The organism is Dellaglioa sp. CoH-57-MRSF-22 (assembly GCF_056781895.1).
Window position 1 is genome coordinate 103,169 of sequence record NZ_JBXAXT010000003.1, and the last position, 17,343, is coordinate 120,511.

The 17,343-nt window shown below is 33.6% G+C and carries 14 protein-coding genes and 1 tRNA gene; 8 read left to right on the forward strand and 7 right to left on the reverse strand.

What is annotated here, in order from left to right; genetic code table 11:
* The first annotated feature begins 172 nt into the window (after positions 1-172).
* Positions 173-457: a hypothetical protein gene (locus AC1RPR_RS04260; protein ID WP_481761558.1), complete on the forward strand. Its 285-nt coding sequence runs from the start codon at positions 173-175 to the stop codon at positions 455-457.
* A 101-nt stretch (positions 458-558) separates the two neighbouring features.
* Here AC1RPR_RS04260 and AC1RPR_RS04265 read toward each other — a convergent pair.
* Positions 559-632: transfer RNA gene (locus AC1RPR_RS04265), tRNA-Arg, on the reverse strand.
* Between the two features lie 229 nt (positions 633-861).
* On the opposite strand from AC1RPR_RS04265, the gene AC1RPR_RS04270 reads away from it, so the two are divergent.
* The gene (locus AC1RPR_RS04270; protein WP_481761557.1) at positions 862-2,601 is read left to right on the forward strand and encodes a DUF6541 family protein; all 1,740 of its coding nucleotides are present in this window, start codon (positions 862-864) and stop codon (positions 2,599-2,601) included.
* A gap of 144 nt (positions 2,602-2,745) precedes the next feature.
* Here AC1RPR_RS04270 and AC1RPR_RS04275 read toward each other — a convergent pair whose 3' ends face one another.
* The gene (locus AC1RPR_RS04275; RefSeq protein ID WP_481761556.1) at positions 2,746-3,981 is read right to left on the reverse strand and encodes an aminopeptidase; all 1,236 of its coding nucleotides are present in this window, start codon (positions 3,979-3,981) and stop codon (positions 2,746-2,748) included.
* A gap of 152 nt (positions 3,982-4,133) precedes the next feature.
* Here AC1RPR_RS04275 and wecB point away from each other — a divergent pair, with 152 nt between their 5' ends.
* Both wecB and udk read left to right on the forward strand, forming a co-directional pair.
* Positions 4,134-5,276 carry a non-hydrolyzing UDP-N-acetylglucosamine 2-epimerase gene (gene wecB / locus AC1RPR_RS04280; RefSeq protein ID WP_481761555.1) on the forward strand — a complete coding sequence of 381 codons (1,143 nt, stop codon included), beginning with the start codon at positions 4,134-4,136 and terminating at the stop codon, positions 5,274-5,276.
* Positions 5,277-5,294: 18 nt separating this feature from the next.
* Positions 5,295-5,930, forward strand: a complete 636-nt coding sequence (udk, locus tag AC1RPR_RS04285) for a uridine kinase (RefSeq protein WP_481761554.1) — start codon at positions 5,295-5,297, stop codon at positions 5,928-5,930.
* Between the two features lie 123 nt (positions 5,931-6,053).
* Here the strand turns inward: udk and AC1RPR_RS04290 are convergent, their stop codons facing one another.
* From AC1RPR_RS04290 to AC1RPR_RS04310, 5 genes are all read right to left on the reverse strand, one after another.
* On the reverse strand, positions 6,054-7,805 hold the full coding sequence (locus AC1RPR_RS04290; RefSeq protein WP_481761553.1) for an MFS transporter: 1,752 nt from the start codon (positions 7,803-7,805) through the stop codon (positions 6,054-6,056).
* A gap of 63 nt (positions 7,806-7,868) precedes the next feature.
* Positions 7,869-10,709 (reverse strand): YfhO family protein, encoded by a 2,841-nt coding sequence (locus tag AC1RPR_RS04295; protein ID WP_481761552.1) that lies wholly within the window; start codon positions 10,707-10,709, stop codon positions 7,869-7,871.
* Between the two features lie 19 nt (positions 10,710-10,728).
* Entirely contained in the window at positions 10,729-11,691 is a 963-nt protein-coding gene (locus tag AC1RPR_RS04300; RefSeq protein WP_481761551.1) for a glycosyltransferase family 2 protein, read from the reverse strand.
* Positions 11,692-11,731: 40 nt separating this feature from the next.
* Positions 11,732-12,145 (reverse strand): GtrA family protein, encoded by a 414-nt coding sequence (locus AC1RPR_RS04305; RefSeq protein ID WP_481761550.1) that lies wholly within the window; start codon positions 12,143-12,145, stop codon positions 11,732-11,734.
* 2 nt (positions 12,146-12,147) lie between these two features.
* Positions 12,148-12,606, reverse strand: a complete 459-nt coding sequence (locus AC1RPR_RS04310; protein WP_481761549.1) for a flavodoxin — start codon at positions 12,604-12,606, stop codon at positions 12,148-12,150.
* Positions 12,607-12,757: 151 nt separating this feature from the next.
* On the opposite strand from AC1RPR_RS04310, the gene map reads away from it, so the two are divergent.
* The 4 genes from map to AC1RPR_RS04330 all read left to right on the forward strand — a co-directional run bounded on the left by map (position 12,758) and on the right by AC1RPR_RS04330 (position 17,335).
* Positions 12,758-13,540 (forward strand): type I methionyl aminopeptidase, encoded by a 783-nt coding sequence (gene map / locus AC1RPR_RS04315; RefSeq protein WP_409022111.1) that lies wholly within the window; start codon positions 12,758-12,760, stop codon positions 13,538-13,540.
* Between the two features lie 152 nt (positions 13,541-13,692).
* Positions 13,693-14,562: a UTP--glucose-1-phosphate uridylyltransferase GalU gene (galU, locus tag AC1RPR_RS04320; protein ID WP_481761548.1), complete on the forward strand. Its 870-nt coding sequence runs from the start codon at positions 13,693-13,695 to the stop codon at positions 14,560-14,562.
* A gap of 101 nt (positions 14,563-14,663) precedes the next feature.
* Positions 14,664-15,557 (forward strand): YihY/virulence factor BrkB family protein, encoded by an 894-nt coding sequence (locus AC1RPR_RS04325; protein WP_481761547.1) that lies wholly within the window; start codon positions 14,664-14,666, stop codon positions 15,555-15,557.
* Positions 15,558-15,589: 32 nt separating this feature from the next.
* Complete coding sequence (locus tag AC1RPR_RS04330) at positions 15,590-17,335, forward strand: MFS transporter (protein WP_481761546.1); 1,746 nt, start codon at positions 15,590-15,592, stop codon at positions 17,333-17,335.
* Positions 17,336-17,343 lie beyond the last annotated feature (8 nt).

The window sequence follows — 17,343 nt, forward strand, 5'->3', positions numbered from 1 at the left end:
AAACAGTATTTTTTTATTTGCGAAAGTCTTATTGCTTAGTGGAAAAATAATATTAGGTGTACAATTATCGAAATCTTAAAGATAGTTTAGAAAAGATTGGATAAAATGATGTGTTTTAGACCTTAAAAAAATTGTTAAACAAATATATATAACGTGGAAGAAGGTCTTTCCGATGAGAAAAAGGTTTAAACCTGTAAATAATGAAATGAAATGGGTAGGAATTGTTAGTATCGTGTTGTGTTTAATTGAACCATGGTTAATAGTTGTGAATTTAACGATTGGCATGTGGTTAGTGGGGACGGGTATGATTGGCATTGGAACTTATATTGAAAGACTACCCTTTTTTCAGAAAAATATTGGTTATCGTCTATGTGGTATGTTGTTATTTATATTAATTGCATTCATTAATACAATTTATATAATAGTAATTCTTCTACTGCTACAATTTCAAGGATAAAATAAATAGCACTTACAAGTTAAATATATAAAAAATAGGTTACAAAAGCTCGGCAGTATACCGAAGTCTTGTAACCTATAAGGCGGAAAATTTATTTAAGATGTCCCTGATCAGAGTCGAACTGATGACCTACCGCTTAGGAGGCGGTTGCTCTATCCAGCTGAGCTACAGAGACAAAAAGGCTGATTACTTCATTGTAAATGGCAAAAATAAATAAGTCAATTATTACTATTGTAGATTTTTAAATTCATAGTCATAATTTTCATTTACAACATGGCTAAGGTGTCAGTAGTTTCATAGATATTGATCTTTTAGTTCTAGCAATATTATATTTCTTGAGTGACAGCACAATTTTCTATTGTTATAATTAAACCATTAAATAATTTTATTTGGGAGTAAATAGCTTGATAAATAAGTTTGAATCTTTAAAAAAATATGGAACGGTATTTTGCGTTATTTTTATATTAAGTTTTTTTCTGACAGTTCCGCAGATACTTAATAATAGTTTAGTAGTTGGTGCTGATTCTCTATTCCATTTTAACCGTATCTATGATGATTATATGCAGCTTAAAACAGGTAACTTTAATTATTTTCAATCTAATTACGGTTTTCAACAAAGTGGTCGAATTGTTAATGCCTTATATGGACCAGGGTTTACTTACCTTTTAGGTGGATTACTAGGTATCGTGCATAGTTGGATTAAATTTGAAATTGTCACGTCATTCATAATTTTCTTTATTAGTGGATTTTCAATGTATTTTCTATCTAGAGAATTGAAAGCGACTAAAAAAAATTCAGTCTTAGCTGCTAGTCTTTTTATGGGTAGTTTCTATATCACTCGATGGTCAATCTATCAGAATTTTATGATATGGGGCGTTATGTTGATGCCTTTGATTGTCATTCTTGGGCTTAAAATGATTAAAAATAATGCTAAGGATTTAAAAGTACTACCTTTAGCATTAGCAGTTTCAGTGCTAATCCAAATTCACGTCTTAAGCGCCTTAATGTCAATTGGCGTTTTAGTTGTATTCTTTTTCATTGGCTTTATTCAAACTAACCAGAAATTACAACTTTTATTAAAATGTTTTCTAGCCAGTTTACTGGCGTTAGTTCTGACCTTTAATGTTTGGGGAGCTATGTTGGATGTTTTCTCAAATAATAAAATATATTCACCATTTGCCAATTCAAACATGTCTGGTTCAACCATGAACCTTTCAACTGGTAACTATAGTGGTACACAGTTTGGATTGGTTATGAGTATCATTTTTGTGTTACAAATTGTTTGGTTGTTTTCAAAAAGAAAAGAATTATCTCTAGCTAATAAGATTGTTACTATAATAGGAGCTATTTTTCTTGCTCTAACTACAAATTTATTTCCGTGGACTAGGATATCTATATTAATTCCACAGTTACAAAGTTTTTTACAGTTTCCTTATCGATTTGATAGTTTTACTACGATTCTATTAGTAGCGGGGTTCAGTGCTACAATTTCTACGTTACCTTCGCCGAATGCAAAGAAAAATTGTTCATTGTTTTTAATTGTCGGAAGTATTTTTATTTTAGGGCAATCGTATAGTGATATTCAGACTAAAAATGAAATTTGGAATTCAAATGAGTCAATTATAGCTAAAGGACATGTTACAACCCCAGATTCTTTAAGTACTGTCCAAATAAGAAATGCTTTTACTAATCGTGATTTAAAAAAAGGGTTAGAGGTAGCACAAAAATCAACTCCAGATTATTTACCTAATAATCAAGAATTAAGCAAGGATCCTTACAATGAATATAAAAATGAAATTATAATGAATAAGTCAAATATTATAAAAAGAGTGACAGATAAGGGTGATTTATCGCTTAGATGGACTGCAACAAAAATAGGAGAAACAATGTCCTTACCTATTATTGTTTATAACAATTCAAAAGTTACACTAAATGGAACTAAGCTTAATATAAAAAAGATTACCTTATCAAATATAGGTAGTCCAACGATTAAAGCAACAAAAAAAGGTATCAATAGAGTAACGCTTAGTTATCATTCAAAAATCATTACTAAACCTCGACTAATGATGGTTATTGCAGCGTGGGTGATTAGTAGCTTAGCTTTTATTACCTTTACTTATAGGGATTATAAAAATGACATTTAATATAAACAAACATATGATTTTAATATACTATATTAAGATATACTTTCTGAATTTGGGTTACAAAAACCTAATCAATAAAATAAGTAGTAGTGAAAAAGGTATAAACTAACAGAAATGCTAGTTTATACCTTTTTATGTGATCATTTATGCCCAATCCCCATTACGGAAAACGGGTACTGTACTGCCATCCTCACGAAGCCCATCAATTGACATGTCAGATGAGCCGACCATGAAGTCAACGTGCGTTTGGCTTAAATTTAAACCAGCAGCGGCTAATTCAGTATCGTTCATTTTAGTACCATCCTTAATAGAGAAGGGATAAGCGGAGCCAAGCGCTAAATGGTCACTGGCATTTTCATCGAATAATGTATTAAAGAACGTTATTCCTGATTGTGAAATTGGAGAAGGGTCTGGAACTAAAGCAACTTCACCCAATGATTTTGCGCCATCATCAGTCTCTAGTAAGTGCTGTAAAACTTCTTCACCTTGTTCAGCAGTTGCTTTAACAACCTTACCTGCTTCAAAAGTAAATTTCATACCACTCAAAGTAGTTCCTGCGTAGCTTAATGGTTTTGTTGAAGAAATGTAACCATCAATACGTCTAGAATCAGGTGCGGTGAAAACTTCTTCGGTAGGCATGTTAGCCATGAATTCATGACCTTGTGCATCAAATGAACCGGCGCCTTCCCACAAATGATTTTTAGGGAGACCGATGACGATATCTGTCCCTGGGGCAACATAATGTAAAGCAGAAAATTGTTCTTTATTTAATTCTTCAGCTTTTGTGCGCAATGTTAAATCATGTTGATGCCATGCTTCAATTGGATCTTCATGATCAATACGTGTTGTTTTAAAAATTTCTTCCCAAAGTCGTGAAACAGCAAGTTCGCCTTTTAATTCAGGAAAAACGAGTTCAGCCCAAGCAGTATCTGCGGCAGCGACTACAGTCCAACTAACGTCATTATTTTGAGTTGCTTTACGTAATGGACGTAGAGCTTGACCCATAGCTTTTTGGCGTGAGGCAATCTTTTCAGAAGGGATACCAGCAAAGGCATCAGGATCATCTGACATGACTGAGATGCGAGATGCTTTTTTAGCAACCCAATCTTCAACTTCTGAGGTTGCATAACCAGGAACGTCGACTAAACGGTCTAGTGGAGCAAATTCAAGGAATGATTTCGAGACATGACTATCTGCCCATTTAACGATAACTTCACTTGCGCCAGCAGCATAAGCTTCATTGACGATTAAATGAGCTAATTTTTGTTGGGTTACGGAAATTTGTAGGACGATTGTTTGGCCTTTTGAGACGTTAACACCGACTTTGACGATTAATTCAGCATATTTTTTAAGTTGATCTTCAAAATTTATTTTTGACATAGAAAGACCTCCAAATTTATTTATGAAATAATGATAACATATTAATGAGAAAATGATTAATAATTAGGCTATTAAATTTTTGTTAACAAAATCAGAATTTTGTCTTTTCTTTGGTATAATAGTAACTAATATAATCATTGAGGAGGCCAATTATGAAAAAAGTAAAAGTGATGACTGTTTTTGGGACGCGTCCAGAAGCAATAAAAATGGCACCTGTTGTCTTAGAGTTAAAAGAACGTACGACGGAGTTTGAAACAGTAACTGTCGTAACAGCACAACATCGCCAAATGTTGGACCAAGTCTTAGAGATATTTAAAATAACGCCAGATTATGATTTGAATGTGATGCACGCTAACCAGACATTAAGTGATACAACTCGAAATGTTTTACAAAAATTAGATGATGTTATTAAAGTAGAGCAGCCTGATATTATTTTAGTTCATGGTGATACAACAACAACATTCGCCGCTAGTATTTCAGCTTTTTATAATCAAGTGGCAATTGGACACGTTGAAGCGGGATTACGGACTTGGGATAAGTATTCACCGTTTCCAGAAGAAATGAACCGTCAACTAACAGATGTACTGGCAGATATGTACTTTGCCCCAACTTCGCAAAGCGAAACTAATCTGTTATTAGAAAATCATCCAAAAGAAAATATTTTTGTAACAGGTAACACAGCCATCGATGCTTTAAAACAAACAGTTCAAAAAGAGTATGACCATGATGTTCTATCAGAAGTAAATCCTGCGAATAAAATGATTTTACTCACGATGCATCGTCGTGAAAACCAAGGTGCACCTATGCGTCGTGTTTTCGAAGTGATTAAATCTGTCGTTAAAGATCAGCCAGATGTTGAAGTCGTTTATCCGGTTCATTTAAATCCAGTTGTTAAAGATTTAGCCGAAGAAGTCTTAGGTGGAGAACAGCGCGTTCATCTAATTGAACCGCTTGATGTGGTTGATTTTCATAATATCGCTGCAAAAAGTTACTTTATTATGACGGATTCAGGTGGTGTTCAAGAAGAGGCGCCATCATTAGGAAAACCAGTTCTTGTTTTACGTGATAACACAGAACGTCCGGAAGGCGTGAAGGCGGGTACATTGAAGTTAGTTGGAACTGACCCTGTGAAAGTCAAAGAAACCATGCTATCATTAATAACTAATAAGACAGAGTACGAACGAATGGCAAATGCTAAAAATCCTTATGGAGATGGGCAAGCAGCTAAACGAATATTAGATGCCGTTGCTTATCGATTTGGAGATAGTCAGCAAGAACCTGAACGTTTCGAATAAATGGAGGATTTCTAAAGCATGAGCAAAAGAACAAAACGTCCCATTATTATTGGTGTAACAGGTGGTACTGGTAGCGGTAAGACGACGGTTAGTAATGCTATTTATTCACAATTAGCTGGCGAATCAATCATGATTTTACAACAAGATACTTATTATAATGATCAAGCTGAAATGAGTATGGAAGAACGTAAAGCAGTGAACTATGATCATCCACTCGCGTTTGACAACGAACAGATGATTAGTGATTTGGAACAATTGTTGGATAATGAAGCAATTGATATGCCTGTTTATGATTACACACAGTTTACTCGTTCAAGTGAGACGATCAGAACAGAACCTCAAGATGTTATCATTGTTGAAGGAATTCTAATTCTAGGGGACGAAAAGCTCAGAAGTTTAATGGATATTAAAGTTTTTGTTGATACAGATGATGATTTACGTATTATTCGCCGTATCACACGTGATATGAAGGAACGTGGTCGCTCATTACAATCAGTTATTGATCAATACGTTAAAACGGTTAAACCAATGTATAATCAATTCATTGAACCAACGAAACGCTATGCGGATATTATTGTGCCAGAAGGTGGCGCAAATACAGTTGCTATTGATTTATTGTCAACTAAAGTCCGTGACATTTTACAACAAGACTAGCTAAAAAATCTCATACCAAAAAGTCCCCAAAAGTCTCATGACTTTTGGGGACTTTTTGGTATGAAAAAACTGTTGTTGGTAATAGCTTTTACGCTATTACCAACAACAGTTAGAGTGGACTTGTCATTTATGAACACTATTTTTGTCTAGTTTTCTATTTATAAAATGGAGTGTTATCATCGATAAAATACTAATAATCCAAGTTAAAATGACGAAAAACAAACGCCATGTAGTGATCATTTCCGATTGATATCTAAGCACTACACGATTACTCCCTTTTTTTGTTGCCTTAACAGTAGGGACACCTAATGCAGATAGAGATAATCGGTGTAATTGACTTCCATTTAAGGAGAGCTCTGAATTATTATAAACGACAATAGGAAGTGCGATGGATTCACCTTTTTTTGTCGCATGCCATTTAAGGATTAAATCACCATTTTTTGTAACAGTCTTAGTGATATTAGGACGATTCCTAACAATATCTTTCTTGTATTCTTTTTTATTATATGTTGTCTTTTGTTCTTGATTATTTGGTAAATAATCTGGGGCTATTTTTTTAACCACCTTTAATCCTTTTGATAAATCAGAACTAGTAAAATTAGTTCTAATTTGATCACTCGTTAGATGATTTGAAACGACAACGCTCCCTTTATAAATAAGAGGATCATTGGAATTCCAGAGCTTATTTTGCTGTTGAATATCAATATATGATTGACCTAAAATAAAAAGACTACTAATGATTAAAAATAACTCGCCAAACTTTTTAGGCTTAAATGAAGGTAGCTCAGAAAGAGAGTTGCCAAAACCAGCAAGTAATAAGACAGTTGCAAAACCATAAAAGCGGTAAGGAAATTGTAAAAAACTTCGAAGCTGTGGTATTAGATTCGATATTGTCGTCCAAGGAACAAGATTTGTTGATAACAGGAGAAATAAGGCTCCTAATAGTGTCATTAGCTTATTAGAAAGTGATACTTGTGACCACCTAGAAAATAGTAAAACAAATTGTAAAATGAAAATAACGCTCATAAATAGTCCTATAGATGAAGCGCTATAGCTAGTTGTTGAAAAACGCATTGTAGCACTAGCCATATCTAAGTGAGTGTAAGGCGAGTACAGCGTATTTCTTGTGAAAATTTCTAGCATAGCGCCCCAAACATTAAAGGTTAGAACAATAGTTAGAAGGGCCGCTAAGAAACATTTTGATAAAAGCTGTAATTTTTGATTTGTCTTGTAAAAACCGACAACAAAGAAGATAAAGATGACGCCAACCGACATTAAGGCACTTAAGACATGAATTTGAATAAGCGCTGAAATCAATAATGCTAATGGTAGTACTTTTAAATCCTTAGCATTATTTTTAATCATTTTAAGCCCGAGGATGACAATTAAGGGCATTAGCATAACGCCCCAAGACATAAAATTCTGGTTAATTGACCAACGGGTAACGTAAAAACTCCCCATAAATAGACTAGCAATCAATAATGAAATTTTCTTAGAGGATTGAAGCTCTCTAGATAGAAAATACATTGAGTAACCACTAATAAAGAAAATTAAAAAGGAGGTTATGATTTGAAATAAAATCCAATTATGAACAATTAAGAGTAAGATACCTAACAGATAAGCAAAACCTGGTCCATATAAGGCGTTAATAATGCGACCACTCTGTAAAAAACCATAGTTAGTTTGAAAATAACTAAAGTTACCTGTTTTAAATTGGATATAGGTATCGTAAATACGATTGAAATGAAAAAGCGAGTCACCACCTAAGACTAGACTGTGGTTGATTATTTGTGGAAGAACTAAAAATAAACTAATCAAAAAGATGGTTGTAAATACGATTAAACGATTTTTAAGATAACTGACTTTATTTAACAAGATAGTAAACCCCTAATAGATTTATTTAGTAGATGAGGTCATAATAATATCATTTATGTCTAATTAAAGTCTTCTTAAACGTCTCCAAATTAGAGGTGTTAAACTATAACTCCCCCAAACAATGAGGCCAAAAACACTTAAAAGAAAACCAGTTGATAAGCCAGGTGTTTGATAACTATAAATGATATGATGAGTTCCTTTTTTTAATTTTAAGCCAATAAAAGCGCTATTTGTTTTAATAACGGGCACGCTATGACCATTATCAGTCGCTGTCCAACCTGTAGAGTAAGGGATAGATGATGTTAGGATACCTAATTTATTTGTTGTTATTTTGCCACTAACTCTATTTGTAGCAAATTTTAATGAATTTAATTTATTTTTCTGGATTTTTTTAACATCATTTGTGTAAGTTTGACCAAGCGGAACGGCAGTAATTTTAAGGTTGAATGAGTAAGTCCCTGAATTTGATAAAAGTAAATCCAAACTTTTGGGCATTTGTTTTTGATAGCCCATATTTAGGGTAGCATCAGATAAAACTTTAAAGAAAGAAAGATTTTCAATACCCAATTGCTCAATCGTATTAGTCGTTAAATTAGATTTAACCCCGATCGAATAGCCTGTATTGGAAGAACCTGTCGTCAGTTGCTTCCTAAGCGATTTCTGTGCTGACCGGGGACCATTCGTATCTAATAACTGGTTATCTGGTTTCGTAGTATTATTAAAAATAGCCATATTCACTTGTTCTTTAGAGGACAGTGATTGGTGCTTAATGTTAGTTAATGAAAGATGCAATTCAGAATTTTGATATTTTTTTGCGTTCTTAATGTCAATCTGATAGCTATCTGAAACAGGATTATTACGATAGTGATTATTGGTAATACGTGTTTTTGTTTCGTTAGGTTCTCCGGCGTTCACTGTTTTTACAATTGTATAGGCAACGTTTTCAGTATCAAATGTTGATTGTTTCTGGTTAAATCCGGATGTATCCGCGATACTAACGGCTTTAGCTAATTGACGTTCTTGATCAGAAGCGGATAATTTAGCAGTTTTTTGATTTGAAGTGACATCAGATTGCCAATAAATTAATGGAAAATTATTCTTAGTTTCATAAAGATTGGTTTTCTCAGGTTTATTTTTATTTTCAGATTTAGTTTTGAGTAATGTATAACCATAGGGGATCTTTGACTCATTTGGCTCATTTGAATGAGTAAAGAGATACTTAACGCCAAAAAAGTTATTAGCGATTGTTCGATCATCAAAATTTTCAATCGGAATATTATTGTTATATTGAGCATTTTGTAACCTGTTTGAAAATACTCCGACTGCGCCATTTTGAATCGAGTAGTATGAGTTAATTAAATTTAAATCATTATTTAAATTATTTCGTAACATGTAGTTAGAACCAAAGTTATAATTTTGGCTAATCGTTGAAACACGAAATGAGTTAGATTTAGGAAGAGAATTATCTAATCCATCAAATAGATTAGATGATAGTTTCTGGTAACTACCAGAGGGCATTAAAGTCTTACTATAAAAGTTAGTGAAAGGTGATGCAAAAGAAACCCCAGTAAAGATCAAGTTCACTAGGATAAGACCGAATATGATTCGACCAGAATTTTTATTTTGACGGTAAAGTAAGATTGCGACAAAAAAAGAAATTAAAAAGATAACAGGAATGAAAATTTCTGTCGTCCCATTAATATAAAAGGGTAATGATACTAAAAGTAAATAGATACCAAGACAAATACTGAGGTATTTAATTTCAGGCAACGTTATTTTTTTGAGAGAATCAATGAAGAAGGCACTTCCAAGTGAAATGGGAACAAATAATAATAGAATCCAACGATTAGAAGGGGCTTGAAAACCATTAAACATCGCACCAAACATTGGGAATAGTAACATAATCAACCCAATTGAAAGACTCGTTGTCATTAGTGGGTAGTGTTTCCAATGGTAAAACAGATGGAATAATGCTAGAACAGCTAAACTACTAAAGCCAAATTTAACCCAGAAAGAAGATACTCCGCCAGCAAGTAATTGAGCAGGTAAATTAATGTAGTAATAAGCGGGGAAAGAGGTCAAACCATTTGCGAATAGACCACCTGACCGAGTTGAACTAAAGACCGCAAGAATTGACGGTAGCATGATAAAGGCAGAAATCAGTAAACTGATGACTGTACTGATTAAAAAAGTGCCCGCTGTTTTAAAGAAACTGAGATTTTTTCGATAATAATAAATGAAACGTAGTACTAAATATACAAAAGCACCGATGCCTAAGACTATGGCGAAGTAAAAGTTACTGATAAACATCCATGAAAAAGCAAAAATGAAGAAATGTGGTTTAAACCCTTGTAAAATTTTTTCTATTCCGACAATTATAAGTGGAAAAAGAATGAATGGTGTTAGGAAAAAAGGTTGCATTAGGGATGAATAAAGTGAAAAAGAAGTGAAGGTATAAATGATTGCCCCACCTAAGATCGCGCTATTCGTTAATTTAAAGTGTCTCGCAAAGAAGATAAATGATAGCCCCACGCAAAATAACCTCAAAATGAGTGTGAGCTGGTAAATAGTCACAACGGCACTTGAGGGAAATAATAGCGTAATATAGGCGAATACGTCTCCAATAACGTAATAAGCAAATGTTTGAAATTGATCTGCGCCAAGCCCTAATTTCCAAGACCACATTTGGAGTGGTTGAAAGGGATGGTTGATGAATTCACCAAGTAGTTGACGATAATTTTCTAATACAGGTAGATGCTGTTCAGCAGGATCATGACTTTGAATTAAAGAGTATCCAGCTAGTTTGTAAGTTCCAAAAATAAGAACAGCTAAAATTGCAAAAATGATAATGTAATAAAGATAGGTCATTTTTGATTTTTTTAGATCGAAACGAAACTTCTGCATAGCTGGAATCCCCCTATAATTAATCCTTTTTTGAACTGAAGACGTCTGATTCTTTAATAATATAGACGGGTCTGTTTTTGACTTCTAAGAAAATTTTACCTAAGTATTTACCAAGAATCCCAATACAAAACAATTGAATGCCACCCATCATTAAGATAACTGAAATCGTTGATGGCCAGCCAGCTGTTGGATCACCATAGAGTAACGCTCTAATAATAATAAAGATAATTGCAAAAAGAGAGCCAACAAATGATAGGAAACCAACAAATGTTGCAATTGAAAGAGGTACTTCTGAAAAGGCTATGATACCGTCTAATGAATATTTGAATAAGCCCCAGAAATTCCAACTTGTTTTACCAGCAACACGTTCTTGATTTGTGTATTCTAAGTATTCCGTATTAAAACCAACCCAACTGAAGATACCTTTTGAAAAACGATTGTATTCTGACATTGATAAGACAGCATCAACCATTTGACGGGTCATTAAGCGATAATCGCGGGCACCATTAACAATCTCAGTATCTGAGATGCGATTTATTAATTTGTAGAAAAGAGTAGCGAATGCAGAGCGAATCACAGGTTCACCTTGACGAGTTGTCCGACGTGTCCCCACACAGTCGTAGTCATTTTCTGGATCTTCTAAAATAGCTAACATCTTAGGCAAAAAGCTGGTTGGATCTTGTAAATCAACGTCCATAACAGTTACGTAATCGCCAGTCGCTTTTTGTAAGCCACAATATAAAGCAGCTTCTTTTCCAAAATTTCGTGAAAATGAAGCATAATGGACTGTTGCTGGATGATCTTTTTGTAATTGGCGCATTTCTTTGAGGCTGTTATCAGATGAACCATCATTAATAAACCAATATTCTAATCGGATATCTGGTAAATTGATAGACTCCTTTTCAACCGCATCAAAAAAAAGCGGAATAGATTCTTGTTCGTTGTAACATGGCACAACGATTGAAAGAACTTTGGTTGTCATAAATAAAGTGCCCCCTAGGATGAATTTACTGAATTTTATTTTATGATTTTTTGAAAATAAATAACTTACTAAAAATATAATTAATTAAAACGATGAAAATTTGATCAAATAACTTAACGAGTGATGCATCTAAGTGTAAAACAGAAACACCAATTGTCATAATTAATTGATCAATGACTAATGATAGAAGTCTAAAGCCAAAGAAAGATAAAACTTCACGTATTAAACCTGAAACATGAGTGTTCTTTGAGCCAAATACCCAAAGCTTATTAGTGACGAATGCAAAAACAACCGAAACAAACCATGCAATTACGTTTGCAAATTGATAATTTACACTAAGGTATGATTGGAAAACAACAAAAGTAACGATGTTAATTAGGGTTGTTAGACCACCAAAAATTAAATACGAAATTAGGGCATAATGTTTATGAAATAATTCATTTATTTTATTCATGACTAGTTTTCACTGCTAGTTACTTTATCAAATAGCTCTTTAGCAAAAGCTTCTAATTTAGTGATATCTTCTTCTTCAGGTGCTAAATCGATTTTTAGATTAGCTGAACCCTTTGTTGCGCCTGCTTCTTCGAAAGCTGAACCAAACTTATCAACAGCAGTTCCAAAAAACTCACCATAAAATGTATCGCCAGAACCGGCAACACCGAATAATTTACCGGTTAAATCAAGCTCCTGTAAGTCTTCATAAAAGTCCATGCCTTCATCAGGAAGTGAGCCTTCGTCATAAGTATAAGGAACGACAACGCTGATATCGAAGTTAGTTAAATCAGATGCATCTGATTGTGAGATTTCTTCCATCTCAACTGTTGCACCTAAATTTTCAAATGCTTCGGTAATAATGTCAGCGATGTCTTCATTATTACCTGTAATTGTTGCAAAAATAACTTTAGCTGAAACCAAACTAAATTCCTTCTTCCATATTAAAATAGTAGTTAAAGTATATCAGATAAAAAAACGATTGTGAAAGGAATTGAGTATCTCGTAACAAATTCTATACAATTGCGGTATAATAGTTGAGAAGAATTATTTATTATAGGAGGAAACAAATTAAATGATCACATTAAAATCAGAACGCGAAATTGAAGAAATGCGTGCTTCAGGTGCTATTATTGCAGGGATGCATAAGGGATTACGAGATATTATAAAACCAGGTATTTCTAGTTGGGAAATTGAAACTTTCTCACGTAAGTATATTGAAAGCCATGGTGGTGTTGCTGAACAAATTGGCTTTGAAGGCTATAAATATGCGACTTGTGTCAGCATTAATGATGAAATTTGTCATGCTTTCCCACGTAAAGGGTTAATTTTAAAAGATAATGATTTAGTTAAAGTAGATACAGTTGTTAGTTTACATGGCGCAATGAGCGATTCTTGTTGGAGTTATGTTGTTGGTGAATCTACACCAGAAATTGATAAATTAATGGCAGTAACGCATAAAGCCCTTTACTTAGGAATTGATCAAGCCGTTATTGGTAACCGTATTGGTGATATTGGTCATGCTATCCAAACTTATACTGAAGACCAAATGGGCTATGGTGATGTTCGCGAATACGTTGGACATGGCATTGGACCTACCATGCATGAAAGTCCTTCCGTACCTCATTATGGTCAAGCTGGTAAAGGATTACGTCTTAAAGAAGGGATGACAATTACTATTGAACCCATGATTAATATTGGCGGTTGGGAATCAGAAAGTGATGATCCTAACGGTTGGACAACAAGAACTGCTGACGGTAGTTTGTCGTGTCAATATGAACATGTTATTGTTATCACAAAAGATGGTCCTAAGATTTTAACCTCTCAAGATCCAGAATTTGATGCGAAATATTTATAAAATAGATAGCTACAATGAACTGCTAACTTAATTGTTTAGCAGTTTTTTTGTATAATGTAGCGGATTCATGATAGAATTGTAATATTCGTAGAGTTTGAGATAAATTAATGGGATTTTGTATATCGTATAAAGAAAAAAAGGAGAAGTTAATTATGAAAGTTAGAAAAGCAATTATACCTGCAGCAGGTTTGGGAACTAGATTTTTACCAGCAACAAAAGCAATGGCTAAAGAAATGTTACCTATCGTGGATAAACCAACGATACAGTACATTGTTGAAGAAGCTAAAGCAGCAGGGATTGAAGATATTTTAATTGTTACGGGTAAAGGGAAACGCCCAATTGAAGATCATTTTGATTCAGTACCTGAATTGGAAGCTAATCTTAAAGCTAAAGGTAAATTAGAACAATTAAAAATGGTTGAGCAAACAACTGATATTAATTTGTTCTTTATTCGCCAGTCACATCCTAGAGGTTTAGGGGATGCTGTTTTAATGGCTAAAGACTTTGTTGGTGATGAACCCTTTGTTGTTATGTTGGGTGATGATATCATGCAAGATAAGGTACCATTAACAAAACAATTGATGGATCGCTATGAAGAAACACATGCTTCAACATTGGCTGTAATGGAAGTCCCACATAAAGAAGTATCAAAATATGGGGTTATTGCACCACAAAGTGAAGTGTCAAAAGGGCTATATGATGTTGAAAAATTTGTTGAAAAACCAGCTGTTGATGAAGCACCAAGTGATTTAGCTATTATTGGTCGTTACTTGTTAACACCAGAAATCTTCGGGATGTTAGAAACACAAGAACCTGGTGAAGGTAATGAAGTCCAATTGACTGATGCTATTGATCGTTTAAATAAAGTGCAACGTGTATTCGCGCATGAATTTAAAGGTGATCGTTATGATGTTGGAAATAAATTCGGTTATTTAAAAACAAGTATTGATTTTGGTTTGAAACATCCAGAAGTTAAGGATGAACTTAGAGAATACATTAAAGAGTTATCTAAAAAATTATAATAAAATTAGAAGATTGGGCTGATTTTAAATGCTCAATCTATTTTTTTGTCTAAATGTGATACAATTTATTCTTATATAGATGTATTTCGCGGAGGAATCGTATGAAAAGTAAGTTCGTTCAGTTTATTAAAATATTTAAAACACAATTTATTAATGCCGATGTTAGTAATTCTTCGGTTATTATTGCGTACTATACGTTATTATCGATTTTTCCAGCAATTATTTTTATTGGTAATTTAATACCAATGCTTCATTTAAAGGTGTCCGTTATTTTAGAATATGTAAAAGTTGTGATGCCATCCGCGATATATAGCATTTTAGCACCGTTTATTGAATCGTTTCTGAAAAATGGAAATGGTGGATTATTGTCAATTGGTGCTGTCGTAACGTTATGGACGACAAGTAAGGGGATTAATGCATTGAAGAAAAGTTTCAACCATGCCTATAGTGTTGAAACGAAGCAAAATCCAATTGTTGGGCGAATTGTATCGTTTGTGTTAACGATTGGGTTAGTTATCTCCTTAGGTGCTATTATTTTGTTCTTTGGGTTCAGTCAAATAGTAGTTGAGGTGTTGACACCCATTTTACATTTGCCGGGAGAATTTTTAACTGTGATTACCACGGTTAAATGGCCTGTCGCCTTAATCGGTATTTTTATTATTATTTTATTACTTTATCGGATATTACCTAGTGCAAGACTTAGGTTCAGGGCAGTTTTACCAGGGGCAATTTTGACAACCATTGGGTGGATTTTATTGACCCAAGTATTTTCGATATACGTGCAGTATTTCGGTGGCGCTTTTAGTAGTTATGGTGCAATCGGAACAGTAATGATTATGTTATTCTGGCTGGATTTTGGGGCATGGATAATCATGCTAGGTGCTGTTCTTAATGCATCGATTGCTATTGTTCGACATGGTGAAGTTGAAGCACAATCTATTCAGCTAAATAGCTTATTTAAGCAATATAAAAGTCGATTTAGTAAGAAAAAATAAAATATTATAAATCGTTAGGGGAGGTAAGTTAATTGAAAAATAAGTCGATTAATTTAAAAAATCATGTCGGTGTATTTATTGTTATGTTTAGTGTGAGCTTGTTTTTAGTCTTACCTCAGATACTCGCACATAGTTTAGTTTTAGGTTCTGATTCTTTATTTCATTTTAATCGTATTTACGATATCTATATGCAATTTAAAACAGGCAATTTTAACTATTTCCAAACAAATTACGGGTTTCAACAAAGTGGTCGGATTATCAATGCTGTGTATGGGCCTGGATTTGCTTATCTGCTAGGTGGGTTGCTACTACTCGTACATAGTTGGTTTAATTTTCAGGTTATTTCTTCTTTTTTAATTTTCTTTATTAGTGGTTACTCAATGTATTTACTAGCTAAAGAAATAACTTCGACCAAAGATATCTCACTATTAATGGCTGTTCTTTTTATGGGTAGCTTGTGGATTGCGCGATGGTCAACTGAGCAAAATTTTATGGCTTGGGGTATCATGCTAGTGCCACTAGTTGTTTTAATGGGTGTTAAAATGATCAAAAATAACGCAGAAGGATTGCGAATTCTACCCTTAGCGTTAACCATGTCGGTAATGATACAGGTACATGTTTTAAGTGCCTTGATGTCGATTGGTGTCCTATTCGTTTTTTTTATAGTTGGTTTTATTCAAACGAATCAAAAATCGAAACTATTATTAACCTGTTTTTGGGCGGGGTTATTATCGTTAGTTCTGACATTTAATGTTTGGGGTGCCATGTTAGATGTTTTCGCAAACAATAAATTATACGCACCGCACGTTAATGTGATGATGTCCAATTCAACTATGAATTTATCGATGGGGGGGCCAACGCTTACTAAAATTGGTTTGGTTATGAGCTTCATATTTGTAGTACAAATTAGTTTATTGTTTATAAAACAAGCAAAATTTACGGTTACTAATAAAGTAGTAACTAGTTTAGGTTTAGTTTTCTTAGTCTTAACGTCAAAATTAGTTCCTTGGACGGATTTAGCCCAGGTTATCCCATCAATACAAAGTTTCTTGCAATACCCACGTCGCTTTGAAGGGTTCGCTGTAGTTTTATTATTAGCGGGTTTTAGTGCAACACTATCAAGTAGTTCATTTAAAAATTATCGGAAGTATATTGATCTATTCTTAATTGTTGGAGGTCTTGTTGTCGGAGTACAATCGTATTTAGAAATTCAAAAAAGTAATGAAGCATGGCATACTAATCAGTCGATAGTTTCTCCCAATAATGTTGATATCGCAGATAATACGAGTAACGAACAGATTACCAAAGCATTTATGAGTTCAAATCTAGATGATGGTTTAAAGTTGATTACCAAGGCATCGCCAGACTATTTACCTAATAATCGAGTATTAAGTGAACGTCCTTATCATGATTATCGATTAGACATGAAAAAAAATAAAGATGAAGTAAGTAAAACGATTAATAGTGAAGGAAAGTTAAGTCTGAGTTGGAACGCAACAAAAAAAGGAAATGAGATTTCTTTACCCGCGATAGTCTATAATAATTCAACTGTTCAATTAAATGGTAATAGCCTTGATCCTAAAAAAATGACCTTGTCAACTATGGGTAGTCCAACCGTTAAAGCAACTAAAATAGGTACAAATAGGTTAGTCATTGGTTATCATACGAAAATAATAACAAGAATTAGTTTAATCATCGTTCTAGCCACTTGGATAATTAGTTGCGTTAGTGCTGTTTTTATAAAAATCACTGATTATAAAAAAGAAATTAAGTTATGATATAGTTT

Excerpts from the sequence above, each read along its gene's own strand:
- AC1RPR_RS04260 (WP_481761558.1), top strand. The coding sequence starts at position 173 with ATGAGAAAAAGGTTTAAACCTGTAAATAATGAAATGAAATGGGTAGGA.
- AC1RPR_RS04275 (WP_481761556.1), bottom strand. The coding sequence starts at position 3,981 with ATGTCAAAAATAAATTTTGAAGATCAACTTAAAAAATATGCTGAATTA.
- wecB (WP_481761555.1), top strand. The coding sequence starts at position 4,134 with ATGAAAAAAGTAAAAGTGATGACTGTTTTTGGGACGCGTCCAGAAGCA.
- udk (WP_481761554.1), top strand. The coding sequence starts at position 5,295 with ATGAGCAAAAGAACAAAACGTCCCATTATTATTGGTGTAACAGGTGGT.
- AC1RPR_RS04295 (WP_481761552.1), bottom strand. The coding sequence starts at position 10,709 with ATGCAGAAGTTTCGTTTCGATCTAAAAAAATCAAAAATGACCTATCTT.
- AC1RPR_RS04300 (WP_481761551.1), bottom strand. The coding sequence starts at position 11,691 with ATGACAACCAAAGTTCTTTCAATCGTTGTGCCATGTTACAACGAACAA.
- AC1RPR_RS04305 (WP_481761550.1), bottom strand. The coding sequence starts at position 12,145 with ATGAATAAAATAAATGAATTATTTCATAAACATTATGCCCTAATTTCG.
- map (WP_409022111.1), top strand. The coding sequence starts at position 12,758 with ATGATCACATTAAAATCAGAACGCGAAATTGAAGAAATGCGTGCTTCA.
- galU (WP_481761548.1), top strand. The coding sequence starts at position 13,693 with ATGAAAGTTAGAAAAGCAATTATACCTGCAGCAGGTTTGGGAACTAGA.
- AC1RPR_RS04325 (WP_481761547.1), top strand. The coding sequence starts at position 14,664 with ATGAAAAGTAAGTTCGTTCAGTTTATTAAAATATTTAAAACACAATTT.